Genomic DNA, 10,768 nt, shown 5'->3' on the forward strand with positions numbered 1-10,768 from the left:
ATAGCCCCCCAACTTCAACTTAACAAAACTTAACAAAAAATCGGCGCGACGAGAGGGGTGGGGGGTTGACAACCGGGATGGCGATCGCTATAATTGAAGCCGTGGGGGTAACATGGCTATATGCTTGATTTTTTCCTCAACTAAGAATGAGTCGTCGCGGAAGTCAAGCCCAAAATTTCATAGAAAATCTGAGAGATGAAGTCACCCTAGAAATGGTGTTTATCCCTGGGGGAAGATTTCTGATGGGTTCACCTGGAAATGTGGAAAATTTTGCATACAGAAAAACCACAGCACCGAGTGACGATTGAACCATTCTGGATAGCGAAATATGCGATCGCGCAGAAACAATGGCAACAAGTAGCCAGCTCTTACGAACTAACGAGATCTAAAATGGTATCCTTCGGATTTTGAAGCGGAAAAACTGCCCGTGGAAAAAGTGTCCTGGTATGATTAGGTTGAAGCGATCGCCTATAATCACCAAAAGCACCTATAATCACCAACAGCACCCATAGTGCTAGTCTCAACAGCAAATGATACCCAGGATGTTGGCAGAGGTGCTAATGATGGATAACCTAGAATTCCTACTACAACGGGAAGGGGATAACACTTGGCTACCCCTGGAGTCTCCTGATGTTCAGGTGTTAGAAGGTCGGTATCGCATTGTTTGTCGTGGGTCCCATCAAGATCAGGAAATTGAAATTAGGATTGTTTATGACGCTATAGACGAAGACCCCCCAGTGCGCCGCATTAAGACCCTGAAAAGTTATATGAACTCAGAGGGTTTAATGGTCGTAATCCCCTATACTAGCCTCAAACCCGGAATTTGGGAGTTTTCCTGTTCGCCAGATTTAAGAGCCGGACTTTTAGGAAATACTTGGCGTGCCACAATGAAACTACAGGTACTAGCCAACACTGAGATTGACTCTGAGATTGACTCTGAGGAAATATTGGAGGATGGGTCAGCCATTCAAGATAGCCTACCACAACAGACGGATTTAGAGTCGGTGACACCCACGACACCATCAGAAAAAACCAGTGATTCTAATCTTACAGACCTCTACCCTGGGGAACCTCAGCCAGAAGCCAACCAAGAAACCGCGATCGCACAGGAACTAAGCAGTAGTGTCGCCATAAACGAAACCGCAGACTTGACCGCAGAGGATATTTCCATAGAACTTATCCTAGAACGCCATAGCTATGTGGTCGAGTTTGGTAGCGCCGTTTTACTATCTGGACAGATTAGGATTAAATCTGACCCGGACTCTGACCCTTATATGGAAGCTATCACCTCTATGGTAGTTTCTAATCCTCAATTACAGATATGTTTGCGATCGCCTCAAGCCTCCGAAATTCTCTATGATGTTCGCCAACCCGTACCACAGTCTGTTTTACCTGTGCCATTTTCCGCAGCTATTTATGTACCCTTTGAATGCAAAACCCGATTAGTTTTGGGAGAGGTCGTTTTTTACAGTGATCAGCATCCCCCCGTCCGCAATTCTTTCAATATCACCATGTTGGTCGAACAGTTTTTAGACCCATTACCAGAGGAGCTAGAAATTGACGCTCAACCCAACGAACCCCTAGTCGAAAATTCATTTATACCACTCCCAGCGGCGGAGCCAGCCCCCTTAGCCGTAGTAAATAAAGAAACACAAAGCCAGCCTGTAAATGCTCAAGGTAAGCCTCAGACTGCCCTAGAATTGCCCAGCTTTGGCAATTTTATCTCTGCTGATCCAACAGCACAGACAGAACCCCACCCCTGGTCTAATATCCTTAACATCCCTTCGAGTCCCAATTCAGAGGCGATCGCACTTCCATTCGTCAACCCAAAACCGCCAGCATCCCCTACCCTACCATTAGCCACCTCTACATCCGAGGGTTCTGTCGCCAAAACACCCGAGGAGGGTGCCGGTCAAACAGACCCCAACGAAGACAGCAATACTGACCTGCTCAATACAGACCCACCAGAAACCCCTATCGACTCATCACCAGAGCCAACAGATGCGACCCATACCAATACTTCCACAGCCACTTCCCCGGCAGCGAAAAAGGCTTTACCTCATCTGAATTTAGAAGAGCGATTTTTGAGTCGATTAAGTTCCCTAGCCAAAGATCGAGATCTGTCTCACTGGATGAAACAAGCATCTTCCTCAGCTTCTGATGACACAGCCGTTTCCTCACCAGCAGAACCATTAGTGCCAGACGAGAATCAGACCCCACCACCTAATTATGAATTCAGCCCCTTGGTCACAGAATTGGAAGCCGAGGAAATTGTCGTAGATTATGAATCCCTCGAACCTCCTGTTGTCTTCCCCCAAACCAGGGCGGATTCTGCGGTATTTCCCCAAGGGAAGGGGTTGACTACCGAACCCCCCTCTAGCAGGCCATTTTCAGGGATGGGGAGGCCTTATAGCACCTTGAGAGGAGGGAGTAGCACCACAACACCATCTGTCATACCCGAAGACCAAGAAATTCCGGTTCCGATTTTAGATATCCTCACCGTTAATCCTACCGCCGGAAAGTCTTTAAAAGTTCGCGTGCAAATCCCCGACAACTTGCCCCGCATATATGTCAAAATATGGATATATGATCGGCAGTCCCGCAATATTGTAGACGGGCCGCGTTGGATTACCGAGTTCTCACCCAACGGCTTCGATCAAATTGAAGCAACGGTTGACCTCGACATTATCTATGGCACCTTGGAGATACAGGTAGAAGCGATCGCTGTTGAAATGCTTTCTTCACGGGAAAGTCATAAGGCGATCGTTGGACGCACCGTGAGTCCTACATCAGCACCAACTCTTCCCATGGATGAATCTTCATCATAAATTCAGTTAATCTGAACATCTATTATCGGCATAGCCTTGGGGAGGCGAATCAATTTTGATTCTCATACCAACTGAGTCCCGGCAGGTTCTCAAATAGCCTCGTGGGGATACAGGATTTTGGCAGAAACAGCCCCCTATTCCAGATGCCGATTTACTTGGTGTTTAACAACAGTCAAATCCGGTTGACAAAAAACTTTAAAAATCCGAAATTTCCGCAGCAGAAATGATGGTTTTTAACCCTGTATTTCAACCTCAAAAAATCCTGTTTTCTGAAGATAAAACCGCGTTTTAGGAATTGTAACCATGGTCATCGACTTCTCACACACATTTAAAAAATCTGCCGAAATTAGCCGTAACATCGAACAAGTTTATGGCGAAGATGAACTCATCAATGGCGGCAGTAATTTCCAACCCATCATCGCCATTAAAGACAGCCCCTATCACCTGATGATCAACATGACCATTCCCGATTTATGTGAAGATGATTTAGACATTCTCATCACCGGAGAAGCTGCCATCATTTCGGGAACCCTTAATAATTCCCAAGTTCCCTTTCGTCAACTGATCGCTCTCCCTCAAAGCGTCTGTCGCGATCGCGTTCAAGTAGACTACAATAATGGCATTCTCAACCTTACCCTAACCAAAATCCTCTAGTCCTTCAGAAGTCCCCTAGAGTGCGTCAGACCATAGCCAAATCTGATGCACTCTACAGAAAAATACATAAATAATTGTTAACAGACCCTAGATCAAATCTCAACATAAGTGCTAACATCATCAACTAAACATTCATCAAGCTAGGGGTGCCTGCGAAGTCCAGGCTGAGAGACACCCTTGGAACCTGAGTCCGGCTAGTACCGGCGTAGGGAAGCTGTAACTAACAGAGGAAATACTTATGCGATCTCAATGGGTTGCCAACCGACGTGGACAGGCTAATGTATCTCAAATGCACTATGCCCGCCAGGGAATCATCACCGAGGAAATGCACTACGTCGCCACCCGCGAAAATCTAAGCCCTGATTTAATTCGCGAGGAAGTTGCACGGGGTCGGATGATTATTCCCGCTAATATCAATCATACCAACCTAGAGCCAATGTGTATTGGCATTGCCTCTAAATGTAAAGTCAACGCCAATATCGGCGCATCCCCCAACTCTTCCAGCCTCGAAGAAGAAGTAGACAAGCTGAAATTAGCCGTTAAATATGGCGCAGACACGGTTATGGACCTGTCTACAGGTGGAGGAAACCTCGATGCTATTCGCACCGCCGTCATTAACGCTTCCCCGGTTCCCATTGGTACAGTACCCATTTATCAAGCCTTAGAAAGCGTTCACGGTAGCATTGAGAAACTCACTGCAGACGACTTTCTGCATATCATTGAGAAACACGCCCAGCAGGGAGTCGATTATATGACTATCCATGCTGGCATTCTCATTCAATATCTGCCCTTAGTCCGTAACCGGATTACCGGAATTGTGTCTCGTGGCGGTGGTATTATTGCCCGGTGGATGCTCCATCACCATAAGCAAAATCCCCTCTATACTCATTTTGATGACATTATCGAAATCTTCAAAAAATATGATGTCTCTTTTAGTTTGGGGGATTCCTTGCGTCCCGGTTGTACCCATGACGCATCAGACGAAGCACAACTGGCTGAATTGAAAACCTTGGGACAGTTAACTCGCCGCGCCTGGGAACATGATGTGCAGGTGATGGTAGAAGGTCCTGGTCATGTGCCAATGGATCAAATTGAGTTTAACGTTAAAAAACAAATGGAAGAGTGTTCCGAAGCGCCTTTCTATGTGTTGGGTCCTTTGGTGACAGATATTGCGCCCGGTTATGACCATATTACGTCTGCTATTGGTGCGGCTATGGCGGGATGGTATGGAACTGCTATGCTCTGTTATGTGACACCTAAAGAACATTTAGGACTCCCTGATGCTGAGGATGTCCGTAATGGCTTGATTGCCTATAAAATTGCCGCTCATGCAGCAGATATCGCCCGCCATCGTCCAGGGGCGCGCGATCGCGATGATGAATTGTCCGCAGCCCGTTATAATTTCGACTGGAACAAGCAGTTTGAATTATCCCTAGACCCTGAACGCGCCCGCGAGTATCACGACGAAACTCTCCCGGCGGACATCTACAAAACTGCTGAGTTTTGCTCTATGTGCGGTCCGAAATTCTGCCCCATGCAAACTAAGGTAGACGCGGAAGCATTAACAGAGTTGGAGAAATTCCTAGCCTCAGAAGACGCTAAGAAAACTGCTGTAGCCCGCTAGTCAATGATAGCAGAGACAAGCCATGACTTGTCTCTGCTACGGGTTAGGGTAAACCAACCTGTTCCGCCTTGGGATTATATTGGCGGTCTGGGTTTATTTATCCTGAACCGGATTGGATCTTAAAATCGCTTGCTAACTGGGCGGTTTGGAATTTCGGTCAAACCACCCACTGGTTATATCTTTTATTTAAAGTCGCCCCAGTAGGGCAGGGCTGGGAGCCCCAACTTTCAGTCCCAGGTCGGACTGTGACGTAAATTTCTAACATTGTACCCGAAAGCTAGTTAAACCTTAGTCGTTGTCCCACTTTTCACGGCCAACCAGATCGCCTATGCGGTCACGCAGGAGGAAGTTAAACGCCTCCAGTTCGTACTCGATGCAAGCCCACTCCCTAGCTGGAATGTACTGGCACAATGTATAGATCGGCTGCTGACGGCTGATCATACCTTTATGTAGGAGATTGCGTACTTCGTCTTTAATGACGTCAAGTGAGTATTGAACGGTGGTGTAAGTCATATTTCGCCCTCATGGGGTTGCTTGCCTGATTATTTTTGGCATTGGTATCAATATAATCCAAAATCGAGATTTAGGGAAGGGTTTTTTTTCAGTATAAGTGAATACAATTTACCTGGAAACTTTGATAAATATAATCAAAACGACTAATCTCCCGGATTTGGGGGACTCTGGGCAGTTTTGACGGTGGACTTGATTAAATCAGCAAGTTGTCTGACCTAGGAGATGATACTGGTTAGTGGGTTACGGAAGCCATAACCCACAGGATAGCCAGTGCGCCCATTAGTCCAAAACTACACATTCTATAAACAAGAGTCTATGGAATCGGGAAAAACCATTGATTTAGTTTTCCCGGTTTTAGTATGGCACAGATTTTTCATTATGTGCGTGGGGTGCACACGCACGGGATCAACCATTGGGGAAAGGATACGCTTTATGCTTTGACGCACGGGAAGAGACTTTCTAAGGCGATCGCCTGGGCTGGGGGAATTTGGCCGTATGAAAACACGAATGGCACATCATCGGGAATTTCGGGCAAAAACTCTTGGAGAGTATACGGACTACCATAAATCGCCAGTGCCTTGAGTTCCCCAGTTTTTAACAATTTTTTAAACCAAACCCTGGCTATTTCAGTTAATCCAGCAGTCCAGCCAAAAGGATTACCGCGAATAAATAACTGTAGCAAAGTGGGGGAAAATCCGGTTTCGGCGGCTGGGTTGGTCCCACTATTGCGATCGATAAGTTGTAATTTCCAGCCCAATTTGGCGGGATAAGCGATCGCCGGGGTATGATGTCCCAGAAACCGACAGGAAAGCAAATCATCGACAATCACCAAATTCCGCCACTCGGCTGGTTGTAGATTGTTTGGTGGCGCTATGGGGGGCTGAAGGTCTAACCGGGGGCTAACCTGGGACTGTTGCAAAATCAAACTTACAGTTTCAACAGCGATTGGAGTCGATAAAGAATCCAAATTTAGGTCAGAAACCTGACGGGTAGAAATTTTCTCCTTGGCTTTATTGATGCGATCGCAAGAAGCAGCTATCCTTTCTGGGGAAATCTCACCATTTTCGACGGCTTGTACTATGGCGCGAATAGTGACTTCGGGATCTTCAGGCATTAATAGGATATCAGCCCCGGCCTTTACTGCCAATACGGAGCTACTCGCTAAACTGTAACCACGGGCGATCGCCCCCATGACCAAAGCATCAGTAACAATCAACCCGTCAAAGCACAATTCCTGTCGCAATTTTTCGGTCAAAATTTTGGGGGATAAGGTAGCAGGTAGTTCCTTATCCCAAGCCGGAATCAATAAGTGAGCGCTCATGACACTATCAACCCCAGCAGCGATCGCCCTTTGAAAGGGGGGTAACTCAACCCTTGCCAACCTCTCCGCCGAATGAGGTAACATTGGTAACTCAATATGGGAATCTACGGCTGTATCTCCATGACCGGGAAAATGCTTCGCCGTAGTTAGGACGGGGTATTTTTGACAACCCCGGATAAAGGCGCTGGCTAAATTACTAACGGTTTCTGGATTATCCCCAAAAGAGCGCACATTAATCACGGGATTATCAGGATTGTTATTAACATCCACCACCGGACCCAGAACCCAATTTAAGCCTATAGCCAGAGCCTCCGAGGCGGTAATAGCCCCCATTTTTTCCGCATAATCCTCAGCCAGACTTAGGTTATGATTAGCGATCGACCCCAAAGCCATTGGTGGTGGAAACCAAGTCGCCCCAGCAAAACGCTGTCCTACTCCCTCCTCAATATCCGCAGCCAAAAATAGGGGGACTTTCGCCCAGGACTGAAGCAATTTAGTTCTAGCAGCCATTTCCGCCGCGCTACCATCAACAAAAATGACTCCACCGACCCCTAATTCCTGTAACCAGTATTGGAGGCGATCGCGTCCCGGTTCCCAAGCCGGATAGCGAATTTGGTGGTCAAACAGATGACCACTAGCACGCACGACCACCATTTGAGCCACCTGGGACGAGAGTACACTCATTGATTATGAATTACCTTTGCGTGAGTTACTGTTGTGCTTCCGGGTCATCTTCCTGAGTGGTATCCCCGGCTGTATCTGAGTTTTTGTGTTCGTGAGAAATCTGATTTAACAGCTCAATAATTTTATCCCCACGTTCAAGGGAACGATCTTCGAGAAACACCACTTCTGGAGTACGTCGTAAACGGATATGCTTTCCTAAATGGGAACGAATATAGCCAGTTGCCGATCGCAACCCTTCCATAGTTGAGCGGCGTGCTTCTTCGGTCCCATAGATACTCACAAAAATTTTAGCGTGTTGCAAATCCCCGGACACTTCAACTTCGGTAATACTGACCATTCCAATTCCCACGCGATCGTCTTTGATGTCGTAGAGCAATACTTGGCTAACCTCCCGTTTAATCAGTGAAGCCACGCGGGAAACGCGACGATCTGTAGCCATGACCATTACCCCCTCAAGCATAGATCAATTATGCACATCGACAGAATCAGGCAATTTTCGAGGCATTAGTCTCCTCTGGGATCAACTCCTGGTGGTCTGATTCTGAAATTATGCCTAAATCTAAGTTTACATCAGTTCTATCAATTGCGACGGAGAAGGCGATCGTTTGAGATCTGAGGATGTCAAACAGGGCTTTGTGGACTGGAACAGGTTTTGACTAAAATGATAATTACTGGCTAACCCCTTGAGGCATTGGCAAAAATGCGGTACAAATAGGAATATAAAGATTTCTTTAAAAATTCAGGAGGAGAGCAAATGGATTTGGATCTTCGGATTGTTGTGGTTTTGTTACCGTTGATCGTTGCTGGCGGCTGGGCTTTGTTTAAAATCGGTAGTGCGGCGATCAGTCAAGCCCAAGCCTTTATGAAAAAATAAATCCCACAGTTCCATTGTTGATCCTAACTCTTACCGACTTCCCCCTGGGGGGCGGTCGGTTTCCGTTTGGAGTAGCAACCCGCTGCCGGAACTAGGGAAGATCCCGAAACTAGCCTAGGGAAGCACCATAACCACAGTCCCCATTTCCACCTTTTCAAATAGCGCCACTATATCCTCATTCCGCATCCGAACGCAACCATGAGAAGCCGCCTGTCCAATGGAGTTGACTGTCGGGGTTCCATGAAATCCTATCGCATCCTTGCCATCATGCCAAAATCCAATCCAGCGCAAACCTAGGGCGCTATTTGGTCCGGCGGGGCGCACTTCTCCTGTCCAGGGATTTTGCCACTGAGGATTTTCGACTTTTTCAGTAACTTGGAAAGTTCCGGTGGGAGTCTCCCAACCGGGTTTTCCTACGGCTACGGGATAGCTTGCTATTTGACTCTCACCTCGATATACATAAACCCGACGTTCTCCCAAACGGAGAACTAATTTTAGTTGTGCTTGTTGTTCTCCGAGGGGTAAAAATTTGGAAGGGTCATCGAGGGGAGGTACATCAGGATTCAAAAGACTTTGGTAAGGATAAATACGCGGTGCTGAACCACTAGCAGAAAGGGTTGGTTCAGCAGTTGGACTTGATGCCATTAAAGGCTGTTGTCCTCCCACTAGCAACATCCCAATTCCTAGGCTGGCTAGTGCTACTTTTTCGGATAGCTGTTGAAGATTATTCAGTTTACCCATGATGCTTCCTCACCAAAAACTAAAACTAATTATTACATTTGACCGTGGCAATCATTGTTCGGTTCCGATCCCATGGGATGATCATAACTAATTAGCTCAGAATTAGTCAACCATATACAACAGGTAGGGACGCTTAGGCTCCTACCTGGGTTGGGAATTCCAGTTAATTAGCTTCGAGTTCTCTCAAGGCGGCTTCGGCTTGTCTGACACCTTCACGATCGCCTTGTTTCTCATAGAGTTCGCGGGCTTTTCTAAAGGAGGCGATCGCCTGGGGTTCTCGACCTCCGCGTTCTTTCAGGGCTAGACCTAAATAATAGTGAACTGATGGTTGGTCAGCAAAGCGATCGGCGGCGCGTCGGAAACTGACGATCGCACCAATATAGTCTCTTAATCTTAGCTGAATTTCACCGATCGCCATATTAGCTGCCACTAGATCCGGTTCCATAGCTAAGGCTTGTTGATAGGCTTGCATCGCACCCTCAAAATTCTCTTGAAGGCGGAATATTTCCCCAATTTGGAACTGAATTTCACCATTAAAAGGAGACAGTCGCGCCGCCTCTTGAAAAGCATCGAGGGCGGCGGTGCGATCGCCTTGTTCCAAATAAGCTATACCCAGTTTCAGATAAATATTAGGCTGATTAGGAGCCAACTCCATCGCCTGTTGTAGAAATTGTAGAGATTGGGAAGCATTTCCTTGTCTTAACCAAGCCATTCCCATAGATGCGTTAGCTTCCCAGCTATTAGGTTCCAAAGCCAAGGCGCTTTGATAGGCTTCAATGGCTCCCCTATAGTCTTGCTGTCTAAATAAACTGGCTGCTAACCCCAGGTGAGCATTAATGTTATCTCTCTGTAATTGGGTAGCGCGCCGATAGGCTTGTGCTGCTGCTGGGTAGTCTTGCAACCGGGCTAGGGTATAACCCAAACCGTAGTAAAAATCTGCATTTTGAGGATCGAGGGTAATAGCGTCCCGATAAAATTTAGCAGCCGCCTCAAAGTCTCCCCGCAAGGCCTGTACATAGGCGAGAGCCGAATATATTTTAGCATCACTGCTGTCTAGCTGGACGGCTTGAAGGTAAACATTGAGGGCTTCATCCATATTGCCACTATTAACGAGATCTCGCCCCTTTTGGAGCAGGTCATTAAGTTGATTGATGTTCGCCTGGGAGGTGGCTTGAGCTAAAATCTGGGGAGGTTGTGCCACGGCAGGAACTACAAACACAGTGGCAGCGATCGCCAGTAAAACATTGCTAACCAGTAGTTTAGTTGTCTTGAACACGGTTTATTATCAGTGTGAGTATGAATAAGCGATTGGACCGACCCCACTTGACCCCCAGTGAGGGAAAAAACGAGAGCGAGTCTTCTTTTTTATACCATCAGTCGCCCAATATGCAAGAATAATTCTTAATTAGCTCACCCATAGTCGCGCACCCCGCCAGAATGAAGTCAGCTAAAGGGCGGAAAACGAGGACAGTCAGTCAGCACCCCCGGCTGAAGCACGGGGGCTTCGTGCCCCCCTTTCAGGTAGCTGG

General features: G+C 47.1%; 11 protein-coding genes and 1 riboswitch. Of the genes, 6 read left to right on the plus strand and 5 right to left on the minus strand.

Annotation, left to right across the window (positions count from 1 at the left end):
- Window positions 1-146 precede the first annotated feature (146 nt).
- From P5683_RS19270 to thiC, 5 genes are all read left to right on the plus strand, one after another.
- On the plus strand, window positions 147-308 hold the full coding sequence (locus P5683_RS19270; protein WP_006622564.1) for a hypothetical protein: 162 nt from the start codon (window positions 147-149) through the stop codon (window positions 306-308).
- On the plus strand, window positions 259-411 hold the full coding sequence (locus tag P5683_RS19275; protein ID WP_006670904.1) for an SUMF1/EgtB/PvdO family nonheme iron enzyme: 153 nt from the start codon (window positions 259-261) through the stop codon (window positions 409-411). The genes P5683_RS19270 and P5683_RS19275 overlap by 50 nt, the downstream gene beginning before the upstream one ends.
- Window positions 412-563: 152 nt before the next feature.
- On the plus strand, window positions 564-2,828 hold the full coding sequence (locus P5683_RS19280) for a hypothetical protein (RefSeq protein WP_035759995.1): 2,265 nt from the start codon (window positions 564-566) through the stop codon (window positions 2,826-2,828).
- A 303-nt stretch (window positions 2,829-3,131) separates the two neighbouring features.
- Complete coding sequence (locus tag P5683_RS19285) at window positions 3,132-3,482, plus strand: Hsp20/alpha crystallin family protein (RefSeq protein ID WP_046318952.1); 351 nt, start codon at window positions 3,132-3,134, stop codon at window positions 3,480-3,482.
- 132 nt (window positions 3,483-3,614) lie between these two features.
- A riboswitch (TPP riboswitch) is annotated at window positions 3,615-3,711 on the plus strand.
- A gap of 9 nt (window positions 3,712-3,720) precedes the next feature.
- Entirely contained in the window at window positions 3,721-5,106 is a 1,386-nt protein-coding gene (thiC, locus tag P5683_RS19290) for a phosphomethylpyrimidine synthase (RefSeq protein ID WP_006622561.1), read from the plus strand.
- A gap of 288 nt (window positions 5,107-5,394) precedes the next feature.
- On the opposite strand, the gene P5683_RS19295 is transcribed toward thiC, so the two are convergent.
- The 3 genes from P5683_RS19295 to rbfA all read right to left on the minus strand — a co-directional run bounded on the left by P5683_RS19295 (window position 5,395) and on the right by rbfA (window position 8,063).
- Window positions 5,395-5,619, minus strand: coding sequence for a DUF4327 family protein (locus P5683_RS19295; protein ID WP_006669395.1), 225 nt, complete (start codon window positions 5,617-5,619; stop codon window positions 5,395-5,397).
- 430 nt (window positions 5,620-6,049) lie between these two features.
- On the minus strand, window positions 6,050-7,624 hold the full coding sequence (locus P5683_RS19300) for a glycoside hydrolase family 3 N-terminal domain-containing protein (RefSeq protein WP_315640898.1): 1,575 nt from the start codon (window positions 7,622-7,624) through the stop codon (window positions 6,050-6,052).
- Window positions 7,625-7,649: 25 nt separating this feature from the next.
- A complete protein-coding gene (gene rbfA, locus P5683_RS19305; protein WP_008056353.1) occupies window positions 7,650-8,063 on the minus strand; it encodes a 30S ribosome-binding factor RbfA in 414 nt (137 codons plus the stop codon).
- Window positions 8,064-8,378: 315 nt separating this feature from the next.
- On the opposite strand from rbfA, the gene P5683_RS19310 reads away from it, so the two are divergent.
- Window positions 8,379-8,498, plus strand: a complete 120-nt coding sequence (locus P5683_RS19310; protein WP_006618995.1) for a photosystem II protein Y — start codon at window positions 8,379-8,381, stop codon at window positions 8,496-8,498.
- A gap of 114 nt (window positions 8,499-8,612) precedes the next feature.
- Here P5683_RS19310 and P5683_RS19315 read toward each other — a convergent pair whose 3' ends face one another.
- A complete protein-coding gene (locus P5683_RS19315) occupies window positions 8,613-9,239 on the minus strand; it encodes a L,D-transpeptidase (protein ID WP_006622558.1) in 627 nt (208 codons plus the stop codon).
- Between the two features lie 163 nt (window positions 9,240-9,402).
- Window positions 9,403-10,515: a tetratricopeptide repeat protein gene (locus P5683_RS19320; protein ID WP_273247934.1), complete on the minus strand. Its 1,113-nt coding sequence runs from the start codon at window positions 10,513-10,515 to the stop codon at window positions 9,403-9,405.
- Window positions 10,516-10,768 lie beyond the last annotated feature (253 nt).

Source organism: Limnospira sp. PMC 1279.21, assembly GCF_032349615.1.
GTDB lineage: Bacteria > Cyanobacteriota > Cyanobacteriia > Cyanobacteriales > Microcoleaceae > Limnospira > Limnospira fusiformis.

Coding starts and splice junctions, on each gene's coding strand:
- P5683_RS19270 (WP_006622564.1), top strand. CDS start 147: ATGAGTCGTCGCGGAAGTCAAGCCCAAAATTTCATAGAAAATCTGAGA.
- P5683_RS19275 (WP_006670904.1), top strand. CDS start 259: ATGTGGAAAATTTTGCATACAGAAAAACCACAGCACCGAGTGACGATT.
- P5683_RS19280 (WP_035759995.1), top strand. CDS start 564: ATGGATAACCTAGAATTCCTACTACAACGGGAAGGGGATAACACTTGG.
- P5683_RS19285 (WP_046318952.1), top strand. CDS start 3,132: ATGGTCATCGACTTCTCACACACATTTAAAAAATCTGCCGAAATTAGC.
- thiC (WP_006622561.1), top strand. CDS start 3,721: ATGCGATCTCAATGGGTTGCCAACCGACGTGGACAGGCTAATGTATCT.
- P5683_RS19295 (WP_006669395.1), bottom strand. CDS start 5,619: ATGACTTACACCACCGTTCAATACTCACTTGACGTCATTAAAGACGAA.
- P5683_RS19300 (WP_315640898.1), bottom strand. CDS start 7,624: ATGAGTGTACTCTCGTCCCAGGTGGCTCAAATGGTGGTCGTGCGTGCT.
- rbfA (WP_008056353.1), bottom strand. CDS start 8,063: ATGGCTACAGATCGTCGCGTTTCCCGCGTGGCTTCACTGATTAAACGG.
- P5683_RS19310 (WP_006618995.1), top strand. CDS start 8,379: ATGGATTTGGATCTTCGGATTGTTGTGGTTTTGTTACCGTTGATCGTT.
- P5683_RS19315 (WP_006622558.1), bottom strand. CDS start 9,239: ATGGGTAAACTGAATAATCTTCAACAGCTATCCGAAAAAGTAGCACTA.